The following is a 23,469-nucleotide window of genomic DNA, read 5'->3' as shown; positions in this document are numbered from 1 at the left end:
AGTGTGCCGCGCCGTCCGCGTCGTGGACACCCCTGGCCGGTCGGTCGTCCCCGGTACCGATCGACGGGACTCACCGGCCCAACCGGGCCAGCGCGTGGGCCGGCCGGTCCGTGATCACCCCGTCCACGCCGGCTTCGAGCACGAGTTCCAGGTCCTCCGGCTCGTTGACGGTCCAGACGTACACCGAGTTGCCGGCGGCGCGCAGCGCGGGCACCAGCCGCGGGCGGGCCCGGACGAGGTCCACACCCGGGCCGGCGATCCGGCTGCCGAACGGCAGCCGGCCCAGCGGCAGCAGGCGCGGCAGGACCTCCAGCAGCAGCACAGTGGGCAGCGCCGGGGCGAGTTCCCGGACCCGGCGTACGGCGAGCGGCGAGAACGACATCACCGTCACCTGGACGGGATGGTCCGGGCGGGGCTCGGCCAGCCCGTGCCGGCGCAGCATCTCGACCAGGCGGCGCTCGACCTCGCCCCGGTAGCGGGACGGGTGCTTGGTCTCGATCAGCAGCCGGACCGGCCGCCCGGCGGCCAGCACCGCGTCGAGCAGCCGCTCCAGCGTGAGCAGCCGGGTGTGCGACTCGTCAAGGGGCACGTCGTCCTCGGCGAGCGTCGCGGCCCGGTGCCAGGAGCCGAAGTCCAGCGCCTCCAGCTCGGCGAGAGTCCGCGCGCTGACCAGCCCGTGGCCGTTGCTGGTGCGGTCCAGCCGGCGGTCGTGCACGCAGACCAGGTGCCCGTCGCGGGTCAGCCGGACGTCGCACTCCAGCCCGTCCGCGCCCTCGTCCAGGGCGCGCAGGTAGGCGGCGAGAGTGTGCTCCGGCAGGTCGTACGAGGCGCCGCGATGGGCGAAGACCAGGGGGACGGTCATGGCCGTGTCACCGGCTCAGGCGACCCGGCCCGGCTGCCCGTCGTCGGTGACCACCGGACGGCCCGCGGCGGCCCAGTCGCCCATCCCGCCGTCGACGTTGCGGACCTGGTCCCAGCCGTTGCGCATGAGGTAGCCGACCACCTGGGCGGAGCGGCCGCCGGAGCGGCAGATCACCGCCACGTCGCGGTCCTGCGGGATCTCGGCGATCCGGGCGGGCAGCTCGGTCATCGGCAGGTGGTGGGCGGCCGGCGCGTGGCCGGCGGCCCACTCGTCGTCCTCGCGGACGTCGAGCAGGTAGACGTCGTCGGGCACGGCCGACGCGGGCATGCTGGGTAGTGAGGCTCCGAACACGGTCACCAAGCCTAGCCGCCCGCGGCGCTCACAGCCGGTTGACCCAGCGCGGGTTGGCGCCGGCCCACTCCGGCACGCGCGTGTCGCGCAGCGCGCCGAACAGCCCGGTACCGCCGTCGTCCAGCACCACGTACGAGACGCCGTCGATGGTCTGCGGGTAGGAGGGCACCTGGACTCCGCGCAGGGCGTCCGCGGGCAGGCCGCGCAGCGCGAACAACAGCTCGTCCAGGGGTACGCCGTTGGTGTCCACGGTCAGCGCCCCGCCGGCCGCGCGCAGCACCCGGTCCAGCTTGACCGGGTCGCTGCGCAGCCGCGTCTCGCCCGCCCGGTCGAGCACCGCCCGCAGCATCTGCTGCTGGTGCCGCTGCCTGTCGAAGTCGCCACCGGGCAGGTCGTAGCGCTGCCGCACGTAGTCGAGCGTCCGCCCGCCGTCCATCTGCTGGCAGCCGGCGTCGAACTGGTGCCGGGTGTGGATCGAGCGCACCGGCGTGTCCACGCACATCCGGATGCCGCCGAGCTGGTCGATCACCTGCTTGAAGCCGGAGAAGTCGACGAGTGCGGCGCCGTCGAAGCGGATCCCGGTGAGCCGGCTCAGGGTGGTGCTGAGCAGCCGCGCGCCGCCCTCACCGCCGCCGCCGTGCTCGTACGCGGCGTTGACCTTGTCCTGGCCGCCGGGGAAGCCGGGCGCCGCGGGGAGCGCCACCAGCAGGTCACGCGGCACGGAGATCAGGTACGCCTGCCGCATCCCGGCCGGTACGTGCACGATCAGGATGCTGTCGGAGCGCTGGTCCTCCGGGTTCGCGCCGGGCCGGTGGTCGGAGCCGATCAGCAGGTAGTTGAGCGCGCCGTCCAGGTCTGTCCGCTTGTTGCGGGCGGCCGGGTCGAGCAGTTGCTCCTTCGCCACCGTGCGGTCGTAGCGCGAGGTGAGCCAGTGCAGCCCGGCGACGCCGAGCGTGGCGAGCAGGACCAGGACGAGCCCGGTGCCGAGCAGGAACCGGGCCCAGCGGGCGGGTCCACCCCGCCCGCGTCGGTTCCGTGCTGGCCTGGACGTGACGATCCCCCCGTAGCCGCGACATGAGACCCGCTCACGTCAGGCTACGGGGGGATCGGCCGACCGGTATCGCTTTCGCGCAGGTCAGCAGGTCATTTACGGGTGGAGAGGACGTCCGGGTTGTTCACCACGAAGTCGGCCAGCTTGTCGTTCTTGACCGCCTGGAACATGTCCATCGTCGTCTCGTTGAACGTCTCCCGGCCGTTGCCGTTGCCGGCGAAGGTGCCGCCGTTGGTCCGCAGCGTGACCAGGTCGTTCCCGTTGAGGTTCTTGAGCGTGAAGATGAAGTCGGCGATCGGCACGCCGCCGGTGTCCAGGACGAACGCCTTGCCGGCCGCCTTCATCAGCGAGTTCAGCTTGATCGGGTTGGTGAGCATGCCGCCCTCGGTGGCCTTCTTGGCCATCGCCTTGATCAGCTGCTGCTGGTTCTGCTGCCTGTCGTAGTCGCTGTTCGGCAGGCCGTAGCGCTGGCGGGAGTAGTCGAGCGCCTCCCAGCCCTCCATCTCCCGGCAGCCCTTCTTGTGCACCACTGCCTTGTACGGCTTGCCGGTCTTCTTCGCGTCGGCGTTCCACATCGGCTTGCCGTCGACGTACGACATGTGGTGCGACCTGACCTCGTGGCTGACGCAGATCCGCACCGAGCCGAGCGCGTCGATCACGCTCTTGAAGCCGCCGAAGTTGATGATCGCGGCCCCGTCGAAGCCGATGCCGGTCATCGACTTGATCGTCTTGGCCATCAACTGGGCGCCGCCCTCCCAGCCGCCGCCGTTCTGGGCGCCGTGGAAGAAGGCCGCGTTGATCTTGTCGGTGCCGCCCTTGTATCCACTTTCCTCGAACGCCGGGATACGCGCCTCGGTGTCCCGGGGGATCGAGATCAGGTAAGCCTGGTCGTGGCTGGCCGGGATGTGCAGGATGATGATCGTGTCCGACCGGACGTCGTCGGCGGCCCAGCGGGCCCGCGCGTCCACGCCGAGCAGCAGCATGTCGATCGGACCTTCCAGGCTGCTGCCGCCCTCGGCCTCGGTCTTGCCCGCCTCGCCGAGCAGGTTGCGCTGGGCGATGTTGTTGGTGGCCTGGCCGATGACCGCCTTGCTGCCGACGATCGCCACGCCACTTGTCACCATCAGCACCGCGCCGAGCACCAGTGTGAGCTTGGCCCAGAGCGGGTCCTTGCGCTTGGTGCGCTTCTTCTTGCCACCGCCGGGACCGCGACCGCCGGAACCGGGCTGTGAGGGGATGACCGGAGGAACCCGCCCGGATGATCCGGGTGCCGGTGACTGCGGGCGACGGCTGGTCTGGACCGACATGCGTGCTCCAGCTCGGTGATCGGGGGCGGGACCACTTTACGTATCTGTTCCCGTTCTCGCGACCTCGTAGGGTCGCAATTCCCGTCAATACCGGCCAACATCTTCGGGTTGTGGCCGAACGGGCAGGGGTAAGGAGCCGGTCGGCGGTTGGCCTCCGTGTTGGCGAGGTCCTAGCGCGCGAGACCGGTCATGTCGTGCCGGCGTCAGCCGCCCGCGTTGTCGCCCGAACCCTTCTGGTTGGCCTGCATCCACTCGGCCATCCGGTCCGCGGCGATGGCCTTGTACATCGCCAGCGCCTTCTCCCGGTCGGAGACCACCACCGACTGGCCGTCGATGGTCTGGCCGCCCAGGTGCGGGCTGGTGACGAACGTCAGGTTCTCGCCCCGCAGGCTGCGGAACTGCACTGCCATGTCGGTCAACGAGAATCCCTGGTCGACCGTGACGGCGGCGGTCACCGCCTTGAGGAAGTCGTTCAGCTTCTTCGGGTTGGTGAGCGTCCCGGTGCTGGCCGCCTTGTCCATCAGCGCCTTCAGGAACTCCTGCTGGTGCCGCATCCGGGCGAAGTCGCCGTCCGGGAACTGCTTGCGCTGCCGGACCCAGTCCAGCGCCTCGGCGCCGTTCATGTGGTTCACACCCTTGGTGAACGTCCGGTACGGCTTGTGGATCGAGGTGATGGTCCGCTCCACCTTGAGGTCGACCCCGCCCAGCGCGTCGGTGACCTCCTTGAAACCGCCGAAGTCGATGGCCATGACGTGGTCGATCCGTACGTCGGTGAAGCACTCCACGGTCTTCACCGCGAGCGGCAGGCCGCCGAACGCGAACGCCGCGTTGATCTTGTTGCGCGAGCCGGAGTCGCAGGACGCGCCGGCGCTCTCCGGGATCGGCACGTACAGGTCACGCGGTACCGAGACCAGGTAGGCGCTCTTGTGGTCCGCCGGGATGTGCATGACGATCACGGTGTCCGCGCGCCACTTGCCGGAGCCGTCGACAGGGGCGTCCGGATCCCGCGAGTCACTGCCCACGAGCAGGATGTTGAACGCGCCCTCGACCTGCTTGGCCGGCCGCCCACCGGTGATCCCGGCGAACGGATCGGTACGCGCCAGGTCGTCGTCCAGGTTGCGGGCGTAGAACCACGCGCCGAGGCCGCCGAGCAGCGCCAGCACGAGCACGGCGACACCCGCCACCAGGCCGATGCGCCCCCAGCGCGGCCGGGGGCCACGCCGCCCCGATCCGCCCGGACCGCCGCCGCCCGGACCACCGGGCCCGGTCGGCCCGGCCGGGCCGCCGGGACCGCCCGAGCGGGGCGCCTCGTCGTGTGCGGGGTACCACCTGGTTTCCGAGGGCCGGGCGCGCCCGGTGGCGGCCCGGCCGGAGCCGGGAATCGAGGCGCGGCCCGCGCCCCGGCTCAGGTGTCGGGGGATCGGGGCGCCGGCAGACGAGGTCGCTGACATGTAACCGAGGGTAGGTCGGCCGGGCCACCGACGCCCTCGTACGCGCGCCGATGTCAGCCGCGCCCCTGGCGGTTCAGTACCCGAGACGCCCGCGGAAGTACTCGATCGTGCGTCGGAGGCCGTCTTCGGGCGTGACGCTCGGCTCGTATCCGAGCAGTTCGCGGGCGAGGGTCAGGTCCGGGCGGCGCATCTCCGGGTCGTCCGAGGCGCGAGTGATGTAGCTCACCTCAGACGTGCTTCCGGCGAGTGACACGATCGTCTCGGCCAGTTGCCGCATCGACATCTCGTGCTCGGTGCCGCAGTTGATCGGCCCGGTCTCGGTCGAGTCGAGCAGCAGCAGGATGCCGCGCACCAGGTCGTCGACGTAACAGATCGACCGGGTCTGGTTGCCGGTGCCGTGCACGGTGATCGGCTCGCCGCGCAGCGCCTGGGAGATGAACGTCGGGATGGCCCGGCCGTCGTCCGGGCGCATCCGCGGGCCGTACGTGTTGAAGATCCGCACGATCGCGGTATCGGTGCCCCGGCTCCGGTGGTAGGCCATGGTGGCCGCCTCGGAGAAGCGCTTCGCCTCGTCGTAGACGCTCCGGATGCCGATCGGGTTGACGTTGCCCCAGTACGTCTCCCGCTGCGGGTGCTCCTTCGGGTCGCCGTACGCCTCGGAGGTGGAGGCCATCAGGAACCGCGCGCCGTCGTCGGTGGCCCGCTCCAGCAGAGCCAGCGTGGCCACCGAGCCGACCCGGAGGATCTCCACCGGCAGCTTCTCGAAGTCGGTGGGGCTGGCCGGGGACGCCATGTGCAGGATCGCGTCGAACCGCTCGGCCAGCGCCGGGTGCTGCGGCAGGCCGTCGGAGACGTCCGCCTCGACGAGCGTGAAGGTCGGCTTGTCCAGCAGGTGGGCCACGTTGTCCTTGGACCCGGTGACGAAGTTGTCCAGCACCACGACGGTGCAGCCGCGCTCGACGAGCCGGTCGACCAGGTGGGACGGTACGAAACCGGCGCCGCCGGTGACGAGGATGCGGTGTCCGGTACCGAAGCGGGGAGCGACCTTCATGGCGGTCAGCCTATACACGCGCGGCGGGGCCCCCGCGTAAGGCAGGGGCCCCGCTCGACCGTGGTGATCAGTGCGCGCCGGCTCCGGTGAGCGAGCGCACCTCCAGCTCCGCGTACTTCTCCTCGTCGCTCTCCTTGGACAGGATCGTGCCGAGCCAGCCGCACAGGAAGCCGAACGGGATCGAGATGATGCCCGGGTTCGACAGCGGGAACCACTGCCAGTCGTGGTCGGGGAACATCGCCGTCGGCGCGCCGGAGACGACCGGCGAGAAGAAGACGAGCACCACGGCGGCGAGCAGGCCGCCGTAGATCGCCCAGACCGCGCCCGAGGTGTTGAACCGCTTCCAGAACAGGCTGTAGAGGATCGCCGGCAGGTTGCCCGACGCGGCGACCGCGAACGCCAGCGCGACCAGGAACGCCACGTTCAGGTTCTGCGCGTAGATCGACAGGACGATCGAGACCGCGCCGATCACCAGCGCGGAGATGCGGGCGACAGCCACCTCCTGCCGTTCCGACGCCTGCCCGTTCTTCACCACGTTGGCGTAGAAGTCGTGCGCCAGGCTCGACGACGACGCCAGGGTGAGCCCGGCTACCACAGCGAGGATCGTGGCGAACGCGACCGCTGCGATGATCGCCAGCAGTGTCGCGCCGCCCAGGTCCCCGCCGAGGAACTGCTCCCCCAGCTTCTCGGCGAGCTGTGGCGCCGCGGTGTTGCCCGCCTTGTCCTGCGCGGTGATCTCCGACCCGCCGACGATCGCCGCCGCGCCGAAGCCGAGCGCCAGGGTGAGCAGGTAGAACGTGCCGATGATGCCGATCGCCCAGAGCACGCTCTTCCGGGCCGCCCGCGCGGTCGGCACGGTGTAGAAGCGGATCAGGATGTGCGGCAGGCCGGCCGTGCCGAGGACCAGCGCGATGCCCAGCGAGAGCAGGTCCATCTTGCTGTAGAACGTCTTCAGCGCGTCGCCGGGTGTCTCCACGCCGTAGCGCAACCCGGGTTCGAGGAACGCCGCTCCCTTGCCCGAGGCGCTGGCCGCGTCGCCGAGCAGTGAGGACAGGTTGAACTTGTACTTGGCGAGCACCAGCAGCGTCATCGCCAGCGCGCCGCCCATCAGCAGGAACGCCTTGACGATCTGGACGTACGTGGTGCCCTTCATGCCGCCGACCGTCACGTAGATGATCATCAGGGCGCCGACCATGATGATGGTGGCGACCTTGGCGGTGTCGGCGTCCATGCCGAGGAACGTGGTGCCCGGCTTGATGCCGAGCAGCAGGGCGACGAGCGCGCCGGCACCGACCATCTGGGCCAGCAGGTAGAAGATCGACACGGTGATGGTGGAGACCGCCGCCGCGGTCCGGACCGGCCGCTGCCGCATCCGGAACGCCAGGACGTCCGCCATCGTGTACCGGCCGGAGTTGCGCAGCAGCTCGGCCACGAGCAGCAGCGCCACCAGCCAGGCGACCAGGAAGCCGATCGAGTAGAGGAAGCCGTCGTAGCCGTAGAGCGCGATGATGCCGGCGATGCCCAGGAAGGACGCCGCCGACATGTAGTCGCCGCCGATCGCCATGCCGTTCTGGAAGCCGGAGAAGGACCGGCCGCCGGCGTAGAAGTCGGTGGCGGTCTTTGTCTGCCGGCTGGCCCAGACGGTGATCGCCAGCGTGATCGCCACGAAGACCAGGAACAGCGTGATGGTGAGGTTCCGGGCGGTGGTGCTGCCCGCCTCAGCCGCGAGGACCGTGTTCATGGGTCACCTCCCCCATCTCGTCGCGGATCCGGTCGGCGACCGGGTCGATCCGGCGGCTGGCGAACCGCGAGTAGAACCAGGCGATGAGGAACGTGGAGACGAACTGGAGCAGGCCGAAGACCAGGGCGACGTTGATGTTGCCGATCAGCTTCGTGCCCATGAATCCCCGCGCGTACGCGGAGAGGATGACGTAGAGCGCGTACCACAGGAAGAACGCGACGGTCATCGGGAAGACGAAGCCGCGCAGCGTGCGCCGCAACCCGGCGAACTCGTCCGACCGCTGGACGGCGAGGTACCGTTCCGCCGCCGACTCGGCGGGTGCGGACGCGGGTGTGTCCGTGGACATCTGTGGATCACCACCTTCGCAAGGCGTGGGGGAGTTTCGCGCACGGTAGAGAGCGCGCTCCCGGCCCGGGAAGGCTCCGCCGCCGGGCGGCGAACGGCTGCGCCGAACGGCACCCCCACTGCGCCCAGTGACCCATGTCACTCCGCTAACCGGTCGCCCCACCCCGTCGATCATGAGGTTGACGGCGACAAATCGGACGTCGATCTCGGTCAACCTCATGATCGACGGAGCAGGCAGGTCAGCCGGGGAGGTCGTGGTAGCGGCCCCGGTAGTGCAGCAACGGGGGTGTGTCCCGGGGCAGGTCCACCGACTCGATGGTGGCCTCGACCAGCAGGCCCCAGCCGTACTCGCGGGCGGTGTCCAGGCGGCAGCCCGCCCACCCGCCGGCGTCGGCGGGCACCGGGCCGTACGGCGTCTCGGTCCAGGCGTCGAGCGCGAACAGGCCGCCGGGCGACGGGAACAGGCCGGCGAAGCGGTCGGCGAGCTGCCGGTGCTGCGGGCCCAGCGGGGCCACCGCGAACCGTCCCGCCTCCTCGACGGCCGCCCACAGGTCCGACTCCGCGTCGACCAGGCCGAGTAGCCGGTCCGGCTCGCCCTCGGCGACCAGCGTGGAGGAGACGGTCAGCCCGGCCGGGCCGGGCGCGGTCCAGAGTGTCACCGGGGCGGCCAGCCGCCCGCGCAGCCGGCGTACCGGCGAGCGTTGTGCGGCCGGCGCCGCGAACGGATCGGTGGAGTGGATCTGCGCGCCCGGCTCTGGATTCACGTGAAACATTGTGCCGCCCGCCACCGGGCGAGGTTCGACGGAACGCCCTACCCTGCCGGGCATGAATCTCATCCCCCCGCAGCAGCTCGCCCAGGACCGGGTCGTCGCCGCCGATGCCATCCTCGGCGGCCAGGTCGACCTGCGTGCCTATCCACACCGGCACCTGCTGGTCAGGGCGAACAACACCTGGGGCCGCAGGGCGTACCAGCCGCTGATGGAGGCGGTCGAGCACCTGTCCAACTACGGCTGGGAGCTGGTCACCATGACCACCGTCGGCGACGGCCACCACGTCTACGCGGCGATGCGCCGCACCGCATGACGGCGGCCCGAGACGCGCGGATCAGTCGTCGGCGAGCAACCGGCGGGCGGCGGCCAGCACCTCCGGGTCGGCGCAGCCGGCCGCGTACCCGGCGATCCGGCGCCGGATGTCGCGCCCGAGCAACCACTCCCCGATCCGCTCGGCGACCGGGCGCAGGAACGCCGGCCGGCAGCGGAAGTTGTACCGCCACGTCGCGACCGTGGTGCCGGGCTCCGGGCCGGGCGCGAAGCGCCAGCCGCCGCCGAACCGCTCGAAGAACCACGGTCCGCGCACCATCTTCATGCCGACGTTCGTCGGCGGTGACCAGGAGACGTACTCGCTGACCATGACCAGGCCGTGCCGGGAGCGGGTGAACGTCTGCACACCCCGCCCGGGCCGCGTCGCGCCGTCGACGAAGTGCTGCTCGCGAACGAACGGATCCCAGCGGTACCGCACCGGGGCGGTGGTCTGGGAGACGGCGAACGCCAGCTCCGGCGGAACCGGGACGGTGGTGACCGCTTCGACGACAGGCATCAGCGCCTCGGGGTGACGTTCGCGAGCAGCTCCGGCTGCCGGTGATCGAGTGTGTCCCCGGCCATGTACGCGCCGAGCAGTGCCGCGCCGCCGCCGTACGCCAGCCCGACCGGCAGCGCCAGCCAGAGCCACACGTCGCCGAGCAGCGCGGCGGCCACCACGAACGGCACCGCCACCACCGCCGCGCCGATCATGGAGACCAGGGTGAGCAGGCCCTTGGTGAATCCCGCGCCGCTGTTCAGGGCGAACGGGTTGCTCGACTCGGGCAGCGAGTAGGCGCCGAGCACGGAGACGAACGCGTTGATCGCCAGCCCGCAGCCGTACGCGGCGAACAACGCGCCACCCATGACGCCGAGCCAGCCGGGCCGGCCGAGGATGACGGCCAGCGCGACCGCGATCACAACGAGCATCGGCACCACGTAGATCGAGAACGCGGCCATCCGCGCCCGCAGCTCCACCCGCCCGGGCACACCGGCGACCAGGTTCGCGGCGTACGAGCTGCCGTCGAAGCCGAACTGGTTGGCGAGCGTCAACGACGCGAGCGCCCCGACGAGGATCATGGTGAGGCTGACCAGCGCCGGCGACGAGTCGGCGGTGGCCTGGTCGAACGCTGCGCCGCCCTCGGACAGGAAGGCGGGGCCGCCGAGGTTGACCATCAGCGGCACGAACACACCGACCACCGCGACGGTGATCAGGTTGGCCCGTCGCCGGGCGTCCCGCCACCAGTAGCGGCACTCGCGGGCGACGAGCGCGCCGAACCGGTCCCGCCCGGCCCAGCCCACCACGCGGGGAAAGAGCTGCGCGACCGCGCCGCCGGCCACGCCGCGCGGCGTCCGCGCGGGGCCGCTGCTCGCGGTGCCCACCATCGCCGACTCCAGCGACCGGGACCACCACGACAGGAGTACGCCGAGCGTCGCGAGCGCGATCAGCAGCTTCACCACCGCGGCGCCGGCCCGTCCCTCCGCCACGTCGACACCGGCGGTCCACGGTGCGCCGAACGGCGTCCAGCCGACCACCCGGGCCACACCGTCGAGCCGGTCCCAGTCGGTCTGCCGCACCGCGGCGAGCACCAGCAGCTGCAACGGCCCGAGCAGCGCGGCCAGCACCGCGAGCAGCACGGCGGCCAGGTCGCGAACCCGGCGGGAACGCAGCATCGCCGCGAACGCGCTGGTCAGGGCGCGGGCACCGGCCAGGCAGACGAGCAGCCCGAGGACCACGCCGAGCGCGCCGACCAGGCCGGCCACCCATCCACCGAGCGCGCCAGCGGTGACCACCAGCCCGGCCGCCGTGATCGCCGTCGCCAGGGCCGGCACGCTGACCAGGGCGGCGGCGAGCAGACCGGTGACCAGGGTGCGGCGGGACAGCGGCAGCAGCGCGAACCGGGCCGGGTCGAGCGTCTCGTCCACGCCGAAGAAGACGAGCGGCAGGAGCAGCCAGCCGAGTGTCAGCACGCCACCGCCGAACGCGGCGATCATCAGCGCGTACCGGGACTCGCCGGCCAGCCCCGGCGCGGCGAGCAGGAAGAACCCGACGGCGGCGAACCAGAGCCCGAACAGCAGGCCGAGGACGAACAGCGCGACCCGCCAGGTCTGGCCCCGGAAGTTGTTGCCGAGCACCCGCAGCTTGAGCCGGACGAAGTGCCAGGGCGACACGCGCCGGGCCGGACGCTCGGGGACGGTCACCGGGACAGCCACGACAACTCCTCGCCGGTCGCGGTCCGGCCGCCGACCACCTCCACGAAGACGTCCTCCAGCGACCGGTCGCCGCGCACCTCGGCCAGCGTGCCCACCCGCTTGATCCGGCCCTCGGCCAGGATCGCCACGTGGGAGCAGAGCCGCTCGACCACCTCCATCACGTGGCTGGAGAAGATCACCGTGCCGCCGCCGCCGACGTACCGGTGCAGGATGTCGCGGATCAGCGCCGCCGAGACCGGGTCGACGGCCTCGAACGGCTCGTCCAGCACCAGCAGGCGCGGGCCGTGCAGCAGCGCGCAGGCCAGCCCGATCTTCTTCTTCATGCCCGCCGAGTAGTCGACCACCAGCGTGCGGCCGGCGTCGGAGAGCGCGAGCACGTCGAGCAGCTCCGCCGCCCGCTGGTCGACCACCGCCGGGTCCATGCCGCGCAGCAGACCGTGGTACGCCAGCAGCTCCGCCCCGCTCAGCCGGTCGAAGAGGCGTACGCCGTCGGGCATCACACCGAGCAGGCTCTTGGCTCGGACCGGGTCGGCCCAGACGTCGTACCCGAGCACCCGCGCCTCACCGGCGTCGGGCCGCAGCAGGCCGACGGCCATGGAGAGGGTGGTGGTCTTGCCCGCTCCGTTCGGGCCGAGCAGGCCGTAGAACGAGCCGGTCGGCACGGCGAGGTCGACGCCCGCCACCGCGACCTTGGTGTCGAAGCGCTTGGCCAGACCACGAAGGGAGAGCGCGGGGTGCTGATCGGTCATGTTCCGACCGTATCGGGCTCCGGCCAGCGGCTGCTCGGGCGGCAGGATGATCTCGCGTCATCCCTGAGGGTTACGGGTCGGGTCACAGGCGCAGCGACTCCGGCGTGTGCAGGCGGAGCATGGTGGCGCCGACGTCGCGGGGCAGCCGTCGCCGGCTGGCCGTCGACACCACCACCATGACGGTGAACGCCAGCGGCACCGTCCACGCGGCCGGCTGGGTGGTGAGCGTCGCCGGCCACCCGGTCAGCGGCGGGCCGAGCACGGTGAGCAGCACCGCCCCGACCGCCGCGCCGCCGCCGACCAGCACTCCGGCGGCGGCACCCAGGTCGGTCAGGCCGCGCCACCAGATGCCGAGCACCAGCAGCGGGCAGAAGCTCGACGCGGCCACCGCGAACGCCAGCCCCACCACCTGTGACACGTCCAGCCCGGAGACGTTCAGCGAGAGCACCGCCGGCACCCCACCGGCGATCACCGTGGCGAGCCGGAAGCCGCGTACCGAGCCGCGCCCCAGCACGTCCGTCGAGATCACCCCGGCCACGCTGGTGAGCAGGCCGGACGAGGTGGACAGGAACGCCGCGAACGCGCCGGCCGCGACGAGCGCGGCGAGCAACCGGCCGGTGGTGCCGTCGCCGAGCGCGGCACCGGGCAGCAGCACCACCACCGCGTCGGTCTGGCCGCTCACCAGCAGTTGCGGGGTGTAGATGCGACCCAGCACGCCGTACACGGTGGGCAGCAGGTAGAAGACGCCGACGAGCGCCAGCACCACCAGCGTGGTGCGGCGGGCGGCGGCACCGTCGGGGTTGGTGTAGAAGCGGACCAGCACGTGCGGCAGGCCCATGGTGCCGAGGAACGTGGCCAGGATCAGCGAGTACGTGGCGAACAGCCCTCTGTCGTCCTCGCCCGCGGTGTCCGGCAGCAGCCATTCGGTGGCGCCGGTCGCCGCGCCGGACACCTCCGGCACCGGGTCACCGGCGGCGAACTCCAGGCGGTCGCCGGGGCGTACCTCCCGGACGTCGCCGCCGGGCAGGGTGAGCGTCGCGCGGTGCTCGACCACGACAGTGGTCGCGGTCCGGAACGTCGGCCCGTCGGGCGGGGTCACCGCCGGGCGGGCGTCGGCCTGCCACTGCAACGCCAGGAAGATCGCGGGTACGGCGAGTGCGGTGAGCTTCAGCCAGTACTGGAACGCCTGCACGAAGGTGATCGCCCGCATGCCGCCCAGCGCCACGTTCGCGGTCACCACAACGGCGACGAGCAGCGCGCCGAGCGGGTACGGCGAGCCGGTGAGCGTGGCGAGCGTCAGCCCGGCGCCCTGCAACTGCGGCACCAGGTACAGCCAGCCGATGAAGATCACGAAGACGGTGGCGAGCGTGCGCAGCCGACGGGAACCGAGCCGCACCTCGCAGAAGTCGGGCAGCGTGAACGCGCCGGAGCGGCGCAGCGGCGCGGCCACGAACAGCAGCAGGGCGAGGTATCCGGCGGCGAAGCCGACCGGGTACCAGAGCACGTCCACGCCGTACTTGAGGATCAGCCCGGCGACGCCGAGAAAGCTCGCCGCCGACAGGTACTCCCCGCCGATCGCGGCGGCGTTCCAGGTCGGGCTGACCGCCCGGGACGCGACCAGGAAGTCCGAGGTGGTCCGGGCCAGCCGCAGCCCGTAGAAGCCGATGCCGACGGTGACCAGGGTGACGGCGACGATCGCCGGGACCACGTAGCCGTTGGACATCAGCGTTCCGGCCGTCGGATCAGGTCGACGAAGTCCTGCTCGTTGCGTTCGGCCAGCCGCACGTACGCCCAGCCGACGACGATCAGGAACGGGAAGGACACGACGCCGAGCAGCAGCCACGGCAGGTTGACCCCGAGCACCGTGACGCGGCCGACAGTGGGCGCGATGGCGAACAGCCAGGGCAGGCCGCCGAGCCCGATCAGCACCAGCAGGCTGAGCCGTAGCGCGAGGGAGAGCTGGGCGCGCATCAGCCCCTGTACGAGCGTCTCGCCGACAGGGGTCTGCTGGGTCAGCTCGGAGCGGGTGCGGTCGGCCGGGTCGCCCGTCCGGGTGACCTCGGCCAGCACGATCCGGGTCCGCTTCGGCGCGGCGGCCGCCGCCGGCCCGCCGCCTGGCTCGCGGAGCGGTGTGGACGCGCGCGGGCCGGGAACCGGGGCGGCCTCGGCGGGCCGCCCCGAAGGATGCTGTTCCTCGGCTCCGGTCACCCCCGGCAGTCTCGCCTGCTCAGCGGGAATGTCAAGAGCACGGTTCCGAGCCCTGTGCACAACCTGTGGATAACGCTTCACGGTTGTGGATAACCCGGTGGATGGCGGGGAGTCGTTGTGGACGACCTCAGCTCAGCCCCACCCGTACCGGGTTCGCGGTCGCCGAGCCGAGCCAGGTGTGCGGGTTGCCGAACCAGCACCACCCGAGCTTCGGCGCGCCCTGGCTGATCCAGAGCGCCGGCACCCGCCGGTGGCACCGGCACCAGCTCCCGCGTGGTCACCAGCAGGAACGGCACCCGGGCGTCGGTGGGGCCGGCCAGCGCCGGGTAGCCGAGCTGCACGAGGCGGTCGAGCTGGCTGTCGAAATTCGGTAGCGGCGTCGAAGCGGTCGTCGGACATGCGGTCCCACACCCTGTCGTACGGTGTGCCGTACATCGCACGCCAGCGCTCTCGACGCCCCCGATCCTCAGCGACTCCAGTCCTGTTTCGCGGCGCGGACCAGCTTGTCCTTCAGCTCCCGCGTGTGCCGGCGGCTCACCGGCAGCTCGGATCCGTCGATCACCACCACGTAACCGGAGTTGACCAGCCGCAGCTCGGCGATGAGCCGCAGTTGCACCAGATACGACCGGTGGATCCGGACGAACCCGGCATCGGCCCAGCGCTCGGCCAGCGTCGCCAGCGACACCCGGACCAGGTGCGACCCCTCCGCCGTGTGCAGCCGCGCGTAGTCGCCCTGCGCCTCCACCCACCGCACCGCCGAGCGCGGCAGCATCCGCGTGGTGCCGGCCAGCTCGATCGGGATGGTCGGATCCTCCTCCGCCCGGGCCAGCGCGGCCGGATGCGACGGCACCACCCGGGAGCCGATCACCCGGCGCAGCGACTCGGCCAGCCGCTCGGCGCGTACCGGCTTGCGCACGTAGTCGGTGGCGCCCAGGTCGAACGCGTCCACCGCGCCGTCGTCGTACGCGGTGACGAACACGATCGCCGGCGGCCGGGCGAACCGGCGCAGCACCCGGGCCAGCTCCATGCCGTCCAGCCCCGGCATCCGGATGTCGAGGAACACCACGTCCACGTCGTCGTCGCGCAGCACGCGCAGCGCCTCGGTCGCGTCCCCGGCCGTGTGCAGCCGGGCCACCCGGGGGTCGGCGCGCAGGTGGTACGCCAGCTCGTCGAGCGCGGGCGGCTCGTCGTCCACCGCAAGCACCCGGAGGAACCCGGTGCCGGTGACGGTCATGACGACGCCCGGACGCCGGGGTGGAACTTCGGCACGCGCATGCTGACCTTCGTACCCGAACCCAGGCCGGTCTCCACGACCAGGCCGAACCCGTCCCCGAAGACCGAACGGAGCCGTTCGTCGACGTTCGAGAGGCCGACGTGCTGCCCCGGGTCGTCGGCCGGGTCGCCGGCCGCGCCGGACACCTCGGCGATGCCGGCGGTCAGCGTCGTCGGATCCATCCCCACCCCGTCGTCCTCCACCGTGATGTGACACTCCGCGCCCGCGTCCCGGGCCTCGATGCTCACCATGCCGGTGCCCGGCTTGCGGGACAACCCGTGGCGGACGGCGTTCTCCACCAGCGGCTGGAGGCAGAGGAACGGCAACGTCACCGGCAGCACCTCCGGCGCGATCTGGAGGCGTACCTGGAGCCGCTCGCCGAAACGCGCCCGCTCGATGGTCAGGTAGCGGTCGATCGAGCGCAGTTCCTCGGCGAGCGTGGTGAACTCGCCGTGCGCCCGGAACGAGTAGCGGGTGAACTCGGCGAACTCCAGGATCAGCTCCCGCGCCCGCTCCGGGTCGGTGCGCACGAACGAACCGATCGCGGTCAGCGCGTTGTAGATGAAGTGCGGGCTGATCTGGGCGCGCAGCGCGCGTACCTCGGCCCGCGCCAGCCGCTCCCGCGACGACTCCAGCTCGGCCAGCGCGAGCTGGTCACCCGCCCAGTGCGCGGTCTCCAGCGTCGCCTGCACCAGACCCGGGGCCGGGCGCTCGTCGGCCACCGCCACCAGCGCCCCGACCACCCGCCCGTCCGCGCGCAGCGGCGCCACCACCGCGCCGCGTACCGGGCAGTCGACCAGGTCACAACGCAGCTCCGACTCGCCCAGCACCGTGGAGCGCCCGCTGTCGGCCGCCCGCCGGGCCGCCGCGACCAGTTGGTCGCCGTGGTGCGCGCCCTGCCCGTCGACCGCGAGCAACGCGTCCCGGTCCGCCAGCGCCAGCCCGGCCGCGCCCACGAGGGCCCGCAGATGGCGTACGGCCTTCGCCGCGTCCGCCGCGGTCAGGCCGGCGCGCAGCGGCTCGGCGGCGAGCCCCGCGGTGTGCAGCACCTCGTACGTGGCCCGCTGCGTGGCGGTGGCGATGCCCTGCCGGCCGCGCAGCCGCAGCACCGCCCAGAGCGCCGCGGCCAACGCGGTGACCAGCGAGACGACGGCGAAGACGGCGGAGAGGTTGCCACCCACGCAGCGATCCTGCCGGGTGCCGGCCCGGTAGCGCTAGTACGCGCCCTTGCGGGCCAGCACGACGCCGACGGTCCGCCACAGGATGCTCAGGTCGTACGCCAGCGACCAGTTGTCGACGTAGTAGAGGTCGAGCCGGACCGCCTCGTCCCAGGACAGGTCGGAGCGGCCGGAGACCTGCCACAGACCGGTCATGCCCGGCCGGACCAGCAGCCGGCGCCGGACGTCGCCGAGGAAGTCGCCGTCGTCGGCGGGCAGCGGGCGCGGGCCGACGAGCGACATCTCGCCCCAGAGCACGTTGATCAGCTGGGGCAGCTCGTCCAGCGACGTGGCACGCAGGAAGCGGCCCACCGGGAAGACCCGGGGGTCCTGCTTCATCTTGAACAGCATGCCGTCGGTCTCGTTCCGGTCGACCAGGCCGGCCAGCCGCTCCTCGGCGTCCACGTACATGGTCCGGAACTTCCAGACCCGGAACGTCCGCCCCTCGTGCCCCACCCGGGGCTGGCGGAAGAAGACCGGCCCGGGGTCGGAGATCCGGATCGCGACGGCGATGGCGAGGAAGAGCGGGGCCAGCAGCAGCAGGCCCAGCCCGGCGGCGACCCGGTCCATCAGGTTCTTGGCCAGCAGCGCCGGCCCGGACAGGGTCGGCTCCTCGACGTGCAGCAGCGGCAGTCCCTCGATCGGGCGGATGTGCACCCGGGGGCCGGCGATGTCGGTGAGCTGGGGCGCGACCACCAGGTCGACGCCGGAGCCCTCCAGCTGCCAGGCCAGCCGGCGCAGCTCGCCCGGCTCGGCGCTGGCCGAGCCGCAGACCGCGATCGTGTCGCCGCCGACCTCCCGGACCAGGGCCAGGACGTCCCGGCCCGCGTACACCGGCACCGGGGTTTCCAGGCCACGCGCGGCGGCGTACCCGTCGGTGAGGTGGATGGCCACCGGCACCAGGCCGACGGACGGGTTCCGGGTGACTGTGGTGTAGACCTCCAGGCACTCCGGAAGCGTGCCGACGAGCACCATCCGGTGCCCGGCGTGGCCGGCGCGGCGGCGCAGCGCGTGCAGGCAGGCCCGGGCGATCATGCGGCCGAGCAGGATCAGCAACATCGCGCCGAGCAGCGCGAAGCCGACCGTCCACCGGGACAGGGAGTAGGTCTTCGTCGCGAAGGCGATGAACGAGACCGCCGCCGCCACCGCGACGCCGGCCCGGATCACCCGCTTGAACTCGTCCGGGCCGAGCCCCAGGTAGCGCCGGTCGTAGGCCCGGTTGCCCCAGAGGAAGAGCAGCCAGCCGAGCGGCAGGAGCACGAACGCCACGGTGTAGAACCATGCCTGCGGCGAGTTGCGGAAGCCGGAGTCGGCCTGCTCGAAGATCTGCACGGCCAGGAAGCTGGCCAGGGCGGCCGCGCCGAAGTCGAGCAGCAGCAGGAACGCGATGTAGGGCCGGTGCCACCGGGACACCCGGCGCCGGGCTCGGGCCCACGCCGACCGGGGTACGCCGTTGTGCGACGGCGGAGTCGGCGGCTGGATCTCAAAGCTGTCGACGTGCCGCACGCTCTTGCTCCGGCCTCTGTCGGTTACCGGGCGCTGGAGGCTTGTCGTCACCTCAACCCATGTCCTCCCGCATGACCCGCGTCCTCACTCGGCGTGAGGGCCCGGGTCGCTCACCGTCCCAGTCTCCCACGCGGGCCCGACCTGGACCGGCCCCCGCGAGGAAGCCGTTCCGCTGGTGCTCGGTGAGATCTGGCCGGCTCCGAATCAGTTGTGAAGCCGGGGACCGAGCCACTATACCGATGGATGACGGCTCGGGTAGAGGGGCGGACCGGACCTTCGGTGATCGCGGGTCGATTCCGCTCGGTAACCGGCGAATCCGGTTACTCACCGTACGAGACGGGACAACCTTCGGTCAGCCAGCGGCTTGCCTCCGGTCTGACAGGTGGGGCAGTACTGGAGGCTCGAATCGGCGAACGAGACCTCCCGCACGGTGTCGCCACAGACCGGACACGGCAGCCCCTTGCGGGCGTGCACCTTGAGGCCCGAACGCTTCTCGCCCTTCAGCTCCGCGGCCCGCTGCCCCATCGACCGGCGTACCGCGTCGCCGAGCACCGTCCGCGTCGCCGCGTGCAGACCGGCGAGCTGGTCGTCGGTGAGCCGGTCGGTGATCGCGAACGGCGAGAGCCGCGCCGCGTGCAGGATCTCGTCCGAGTACGCGTTTCCCACCCCGGCGAGCACCGACTGGTCGGTCAGCACGCCCTTCACCTGACCCCGGCGGCTGCGCAACCGTTCGGCGAACGTCGGCAGGTCCGCCTCCAGCGCGTCCGGCCCGAGCTTCGCCACGCCCGGCACCTGCGCCGGGTCGGTGACCAGGTAGGCGGCCAGCTTCTTCTGGGTGCCGGCCTCGGTCAGGTCGAAGCCGGAGCCGTCGTCGAGGCGTACCCGCACCGCGATCGGGCCCTTGCCGGGCCGCAGCGGGGTCGCCGCCGGAAACGCCTCCCGGTAGTGCAGCCAGCCCGCCCGGGCCAGGTGGACCACCAGGTGCAGACCGTCGTCGAACCGGACGTCAAGGAACTTGCCGTACCGGCCGGCGCCGGTGACGGTACGGCCGGCGACCGCGCTCGGCGGCGGATCGTACGTCTTCAGGGCGCTGATCGCGGCGACCTCGAACCGCTCGACGCGGCGGCCCACCGCACGCTCGCGCAGGTAACCGGCGAGCGCTTCCACCTCCGGAAGTTCGGGCACGGTACAACGGTAGCCTTCTTTCCCGTGAGAATCGTGGTGGCGCACAACCGGTACCGGGAAGCCCAGCCCTCCGGCGAGAACACCATCGTCGACGCGGAGATCGCCCAGCTCACCGCCGCCGGCGTCGAGGTGCTGCCGTTCCTGCGCAGCTCGGACGAGATCCCGTCGATGTCCAAGCCGGCCAAGGCGCTGCTGCCGATCTCGCCGATCTGGGCGCCGAAGGCCCAGCACGACCTCGACCGCCTGCTCACCGCGCACCGGCCGGACGTGTTGCACCTGCACAACCCGTACCCCCTGCTCTCGCCCTGGGTGGTGCGGACCGCGCACAAGCGCGGCGTGCCGGTGGTGCAGACGGTGCACAACTACCGGCAGGTCTGCTCCTCTGGCCTCTACTTCCGCGACGGCGTGATCTGCCAGGACTGCCGGGGGCGGACGCTGGGCGTACCGGCGATCGTGCACCGCTGCTACCGCAACTCCCGGGTGCAGAGCGCGCTGATGGCGACCACGCTCGCCGTGCACCGCCCCACCTGGAAGTCGGTGGACCGGTACATCGCGCTCACCACGGCGGTCGCTGATCATCTGCGCGACTACGGCATCCCGGACGAGCGGATCGTGGTCAAGCCGAACGCCGTGCCCGATCCGGGCACCCCGGCGCCGTCCGGGAACGGTTTCCTCTTCATGGGCCGGCTCAGCCCCGAGAAGGGCCTCGATCTGCTGCTCGCGGCGTGGCGCCGGCACCCGGTGGGCGCGCTCGGCCCGCTGCGCATCGCCGGTGACGGCGAGCTGCGTCCGCTCGCCGAGGCGGCCGCCGCCGAGCGGCCCGACGTGCTCTACCTGGGTCAGCTCGACCGTTCCGGGGTACGCGCGGCGCTGGCCGACAGTTCCGTGGTGCTGGCCACCTCCACCTGGCACGACGTGCTGCCCACGGTGATCATCGAGGCGCTGGCGGCCGGGCGGCCGGTGCTCGGCACCGCGCTCGGCGGCATCCCGTACCTGGTGGGCGCGGACGGTCCGCGTGAGCCCGCGGGTACCGGCCCGGCCGAGGTGGCCACAGCGGCCCCGGGCCACGGGCGGGTCGCGTTGCCGTCAGGGGTGCAGCGCGGCGAGGCCGGCTGGGTGGTGGCGCCCGAGGTGGACGTGCTCGCCGCCGCGCTGCCGCTGGCCGCCGCCGAGGCGGGGACGCTCGCCGGTCCGGCCCGGTCCCGCTACGAGCGCACCTTCCACCCCGACGTGATCACGAAGCGCCTGATCGACATCTACACCGGCCTGGCCGGAGGCCGTTCCGCGCGCTGACCGAGGTGTTAGCAGGGGGCCCTTTCAATGCACGAGGCGTTAAAGAAGGGGCCCTTCCTTACCGCAGGGAGGCGCGGGCGGAGAAGGCGATGCTGGCCAGCAGGAAGCCGCCGTTGACGACGGTGGACGCGACCATCAGCCAGAGCGCCAGCACGGGCGCGAAGGCCAGCACCAGGCCGGCCAGGAAGATCACCGCGCCGTAGTCGCGGACCAGCTTGACCAGGCGTACCGGGAGCGAGGTCGAGGTGACCATGCTCGCCGCGTTCGGCCCGGACTGCATCACCGAGGTCACCAGGTTGACCATCCAGGTACCCGCGAAGACCGCCACCAGCCAGACCGGCGTGGACGGGCGCTGCGCCACGGCTGTCGCGCCGATGGCGGCCACCAGGGCGATCTGGGCGGCCACGTCGCAGAGCACGTCGACCCGGGCACCGGCCGCGCTGCCCTGACCGGTCACCCGGGCGAGCTGCCCGTCGGCGCAGTCCAGCGCGTACGCGATCTGCCACGCGACGAGCGCGACCAGCCCGACCACCCAGGCCGGTACGGTGCCGGCGGCCACGTCGTCGGCGAGCGCCACCACAGTTACCGAGGCGGCCAGCCCCAGCACCAGGTTGGCGAGCGTCAGCGCGGTCGGGCGCAACCCGAGGCGCTGCGCGGCCAGCGCGAAGGCCGCCCCGATCCACTGGCTGATCGACTCGCTGAACAGGCCGCCTCCCCGGTTGACCCGGTGGAAGTCGGCGACGGTGGGACGGGGCTCAGCCGATGTGGTCGCGGAGGGCACCGGCGTAGTCTGCCAGCCGCTCCCGTGTCTCGGTAGCGGACATCGCGAGGTGTTCGAGGATGGTGTAGCGGTCCGGCCGGGTGGCCGGCGCGAACTGCACCGCCTCGACGAACTGGTCGTCGGTCAGCTCGACCTCGGCGGGCAGCCGGGGCAGCCCGTGCCGGGTCAGGCAGGCCGTCATCTCGGCGAACCGGCGCTCGTCGCCGCGCAGGTACGTGCAGAACAGCGCACCGAGCCCGGCCAGTTCGCCGTGCGAGGCGGTGCCGGGGAACAGCGCGTCGATCGCGTGCATGATCTCGTGGCAGCCGCCGCTGCACGGCCGGCTGGTGCCCTCGATCGCCATTGCGAGTCCACTGGAGATCAGTGCGTCGGCGAGCACCGTGACGAAGCCGTCGTCGCTCATGTCGCCCGGGTGGTTGAGCACCGCCTCGGCGCCGGCGCGCGACAGCGAGGCGGCCAGCCCGTCGACCCGCTCACCGCGTACCCGCCGGGCCAGTTCCCAGTCCGCCAGCGCGCTGATGTTGCTGACCACGTCGCCGACGCCGGCCCGGTTGTGCCGCTCCGGCCCGGCCTCCACGAAGTCCAGGTCGACGATCACGGCGATCGGGATGTGCACACCGTAGGACCCCTTCAGGCCCTCGGTGATCAGGCTCGCCACCGGGGAGGCGATGCCGTCGTTGGCGAGGCTCGTCGCCACCGACACCATCGGCAGCCCGCGCCGGGTCGCCGCGTACTTGGCCACGTCGATCGTCTTGCCGCCGCCGATGCCGACCACCGCGTCATACGACCGGGTGCGCAGCTTCGCCCCCAGGTCGTCGGCGGCGTCGAGCGTCCCCCCGGCCACCGTGAACACGTCGGCCGAGCGCAGCGACGGCCGGATCAGCTCGGCGATCCGTTCGCCCTGCCCCGGCCCGACCACCACGGCGACGTCGCCACCGGCCGAGATCCGCCCGTCGGAGAGGATCGCCGCCAGGTCGGCCACCGCACCCCGCCGCACGTCGATGTGCAGCGGGGTGAGGACGCTGCGGGCTAGTAGCGGCACGCGATCTCCCGCGCCCGGGCCAGATCGGCGTGGTTGTCGACCTCGACCCAGGAGACGTCACCGATCGGGGCCGCCCGCACCTCGCCGCCGCGCTCGGCGAACTCCTGGTAGCCGTCCTCGTAGTAGAGGTTCGGGTCGCGTCGCCAGGTCGCCTCCAGTGCGTCCGCGAGCGGCGCGGCCACCTGCGGCTCGATGAGCGTCGCGCCGATGTACTCGCCGTACGCCTCGCCCGGGTCCATCAGCTTGGTGATGCGGGTGAGCTGGCCGGCGGCGTCGAAGGTGGTCTTCATCTCCTCCTCGGCCAGCGGCTTGAGCGTGTCCACGGCGAGCAGGATGCCCGGTCCGCGCTCGGCCAGCAGCGTCTTCTCCACGCTCACCGGGTGCACGGTGTCGCCGTTGACCAGCAGCACCCCCCGGGAGAAGTGCTCACGCGCCAGCCAGAGCGAGTACGCGTTGTTCCACTCCTCGGCCTTGTTGTTGTGGACCAGGGTGATCGTGACGCCGTACTTCCCCTCCAGGGCGGCCTGGCGCTGCCGCACCGCGTCGGCCGCGTAGCCGACCACGATCACGACCTCGTTCAGCCCCACCTCGGCGAGGTTGCGCAGCGCGATGTCGAGGATGGTGGTCTCCCCGTCGACAGGCACCAGGGCCTTGGGCAGGGTGTCGGTGTACGGCCGCAGCCGGCGCCCCGCACCTGCGGCGAGCACCATCCCGATCATGCCGACACGCTCCTCTTCTCGACCCGATTCCACCCGGCGAGGATATC

General features: G+C 72.0%; 24 protein-coding genes. 2 read left to right on the top strand and 22 right to left on the bottom strand.

Annotated features, from left to right (window positions below; all coding sequences use genetic code 11):
• Positions 1-70 precede the first annotated feature (70 nt).
• The 9 genes from O7622_RS03805 to O7622_RS03765 form a co-directional block, all read right to left on the bottom strand.
• Positions 71-862, bottom strand: a complete 792-nt coding sequence (locus O7622_RS03805) for a glycerophosphodiester phosphodiesterase family protein (protein WP_282311876.1) — start codon at positions 860-862, stop codon at positions 71-73.
• A gap of 15 nt (positions 863-877) precedes the next feature.
• Positions 878-1,213, bottom strand: coding sequence for a rhodanese-like domain-containing protein (locus tag O7622_RS03800; protein ID WP_282311875.1), 336 nt, complete (start codon positions 1,211-1,213; stop codon positions 878-880).
• A 28-nt stretch (positions 1,214-1,241) separates the two neighbouring features.
• Complete coding sequence (locus tag O7622_RS03795; protein WP_282314028.1) at positions 1,242-2,177, bottom strand: LCP family protein; 936 nt, start codon at positions 2,175-2,177, stop codon at positions 1,242-1,244.
• 179 nt (positions 2,178-2,356) lie between these two features.
• Positions 2,357-3,571 carry an LCP family protein gene (locus O7622_RS03790; RefSeq protein ID WP_282311874.1) on the bottom strand — a complete coding sequence of 405 codons (1,215 nt, stop codon included), beginning with the start codon at positions 3,569-3,571 and terminating at the stop codon, positions 2,357-2,359.
• Positions 3,572-3,774: 203 nt separating this feature from the next.
• On the bottom strand, positions 3,775-5,022 hold the full coding sequence (locus tag O7622_RS03785) for an LCP family protein (protein WP_282311873.1): 1,248 nt from the start codon (positions 5,020-5,022) through the stop codon (positions 3,775-3,777).
• A 73-nt stretch (positions 5,023-5,095) separates the two neighbouring features.
• Positions 5,096-6,073 (bottom strand): NAD-dependent epimerase/dehydratase family protein, encoded by a 978-nt coding sequence (locus O7622_RS03780; protein WP_282311872.1) that lies wholly within the window; start codon positions 6,071-6,073, stop codon positions 5,096-5,098.
• A gap of 67 nt (positions 6,074-6,140) precedes the next feature.
• Complete coding sequence (locus O7622_RS03775) at positions 6,141-7,814, bottom strand: cation acetate symporter (RefSeq protein ID WP_282311871.1); 1,674 nt, start codon at positions 7,812-7,814, stop codon at positions 6,141-6,143.
• Positions 7,792-8,160 (bottom strand): DUF485 domain-containing protein, encoded by a 369-nt coding sequence (locus O7622_RS03770; protein WP_013289297.1) that lies wholly within the window; start codon positions 8,158-8,160, stop codon positions 7,792-7,794. The genes O7622_RS03775 and O7622_RS03770 overlap by 23 nt, the downstream gene beginning before the upstream one ends.
• 238 nt (positions 8,161-8,398) lie before the next feature.
• A complete protein-coding gene (locus O7622_RS03765; RefSeq protein WP_348774050.1) occupies positions 8,399-8,995 on the bottom strand; it encodes a flavin reductase family protein in 597 nt (198 codons plus the stop codon).
• Here O7622_RS03765 and O7622_RS03760 point away from each other — a divergent pair.
• A complete protein-coding gene (locus O7622_RS03760) occupies positions 8,985-9,242 on the top strand; it encodes a hypothetical protein (protein WP_282311869.1) in 258 nt (85 codons plus the stop codon). The genes O7622_RS03765 and O7622_RS03760 overlap by 11 nt on opposite strands.
• Positions 9,243-9,263: 21 nt before the next feature.
• Here O7622_RS03760 and O7622_RS03755 read toward each other — a convergent pair whose 3' ends face one another.
• The 10 genes from O7622_RS03755 to O7622_RS03710 all read right to left on the bottom strand — a co-directional run bounded on the left by O7622_RS03755 (position 9,264) and on the right by O7622_RS03710 (position 19,587).
• Positions 9,264-9,755 carry an SRPBCC family protein gene (locus O7622_RS03755; RefSeq protein WP_282311868.1) on the bottom strand — a complete coding sequence of 164 codons (492 nt, stop codon included), beginning with the start codon at positions 9,753-9,755 and terminating at the stop codon, positions 9,264-9,266.
• Complete coding sequence (locus O7622_RS03750; protein ID WP_282311867.1) at positions 9,755-11,449, bottom strand: ABC transporter permease; 1,695 nt, start codon at positions 11,447-11,449, stop codon at positions 9,755-9,757. The genes O7622_RS03755 and O7622_RS03750 overlap by 1 nt, the downstream gene beginning before the upstream one ends.
• Positions 11,434-12,198 (bottom strand): ABC transporter ATP-binding protein, encoded by a 765-nt coding sequence (locus O7622_RS03745; RefSeq protein ID WP_013289292.1) that lies wholly within the window; start codon positions 12,196-12,198, stop codon positions 11,434-11,436. The genes O7622_RS03750 and O7622_RS03745 overlap by 16 nt, the downstream gene beginning before the upstream one ends.
• An 82-nt stretch (positions 12,199-12,280) precedes the next feature.
• On the bottom strand, positions 12,281-13,921 hold the full coding sequence (locus tag O7622_RS03740; protein ID WP_282311866.1) for a cation acetate symporter: 1,641 nt from the start codon (positions 13,919-13,921) through the stop codon (positions 12,281-12,283).
• A complete protein-coding gene (locus tag O7622_RS03735; RefSeq protein ID WP_282314027.1) occupies positions 13,921-14,271 on the bottom strand; it encodes a hypothetical protein in 351 nt (116 codons plus the stop codon). Before O7622_RS03735 ends, O7622_RS03740 begins: the two co-directional genes overlap by 1 nt.
• A gap of 262 nt (positions 14,272-14,533) precedes the next feature.
• The gene (locus O7622_RS03730) at positions 14,534-14,650 is read right to left on the bottom strand and encodes a DUF5701 family protein (protein ID WP_282311865.1); all 117 of its coding nucleotides are present in this window, start codon (positions 14,648-14,650) and stop codon (positions 14,534-14,536) included.
• Between the two features lie 222 nt (positions 14,651-14,872).
• On the bottom strand, positions 14,873-15,640 hold the full coding sequence (locus O7622_RS03725; protein WP_013289288.1) for a LytTR family DNA-binding domain-containing protein: 768 nt from the start codon (positions 15,638-15,640) through the stop codon (positions 14,873-14,875).
• Positions 15,637-16,860 carry a histidine kinase gene (locus tag O7622_RS03720; RefSeq protein ID WP_282311864.1) on the bottom strand — a complete coding sequence of 408 codons (1,224 nt, stop codon included), beginning with the start codon at positions 16,858-16,860 and terminating at the stop codon, positions 15,637-15,639. Before O7622_RS03720 ends, O7622_RS03725 begins: the two co-directional genes overlap by 4 nt.
• A gap of 33 nt (positions 16,861-16,893) precedes the next feature.
• Positions 16,894-18,402 (bottom strand): sugar transferase, encoded by a 1,509-nt coding sequence (locus O7622_RS03715; protein ID WP_282311863.1) that lies wholly within the window; start codon positions 18,400-18,402, stop codon positions 16,894-16,896.
• A gap of 324 nt (positions 18,403-18,726) precedes the next feature.
• Positions 18,727-19,587 (bottom strand): DNA-formamidopyrimidine glycosylase family protein, encoded by an 861-nt coding sequence (locus tag O7622_RS03710; RefSeq protein ID WP_282311862.1) that lies wholly within the window; start codon positions 19,585-19,587, stop codon positions 18,727-18,729.
• Positions 19,588-19,611: 24 nt separating this feature from the next.
• Between O7622_RS03710 and O7622_RS03705 the strand changes: the two genes are divergently transcribed.
• Complete coding sequence (locus O7622_RS03705; protein ID WP_282311861.1) at positions 19,612-20,880, top strand: glycosyltransferase family 4 protein; 1,269 nt, start codon at positions 19,612-19,614, stop codon at positions 20,878-20,880.
• 58 nt (positions 20,881-20,938) lie between these two features.
• Here O7622_RS03705 and O7622_RS03700 read toward each other — a convergent pair whose 3' ends face one another.
• The 3 genes from O7622_RS03700 to O7622_RS03690 are packed head-to-tail and all read right to left on the bottom strand — an operon-like array spanning position 20,939 to position 23,422.
• The gene (locus tag O7622_RS03700; RefSeq protein WP_282311860.1) at positions 20,939-21,661 is read right to left on the bottom strand and encodes a CDP-alcohol phosphatidyltransferase family protein; all 723 of its coding nucleotides are present in this window, start codon (positions 21,659-21,661) and stop codon (positions 20,939-20,941) included.
• The gene (locus O7622_RS03695; protein WP_282311859.1) at positions 21,636-22,703 is read right to left on the bottom strand and encodes an iron-containing alcohol dehydrogenase family protein; all 1,068 of its coding nucleotides are present in this window, start codon (positions 22,701-22,703) and stop codon (positions 21,636-21,638) included. Before O7622_RS03695 ends, O7622_RS03700 begins: the two co-directional genes overlap by 26 nt.
• Positions 22,691-23,422, bottom strand: a complete 732-nt coding sequence (locus O7622_RS03690; protein ID WP_282314026.1) for a phosphocholine cytidylyltransferase family protein — start codon at positions 23,420-23,422, stop codon at positions 22,691-22,693. The genes O7622_RS03695 and O7622_RS03690 overlap by 13 nt, the downstream gene beginning before the upstream one ends.
• Positions 23,423-23,469: the final 47 nt, after the last annotated feature.

This window comes from Micromonospora sp. WMMD1076 (assembly GCF_029581475.1).
In the GTDB taxonomy this organism is placed as follows: Bacteria; Actinomycetota; Actinomycetes; order Mycobacteriales; family Micromonosporaceae; genus Micromonospora; species Micromonospora aurantiaca.
The sequence above is the reverse complement of the archived record's forward strand: the minus strand, read 5'-3'. Positions and strand labels throughout refer to the sequence as shown.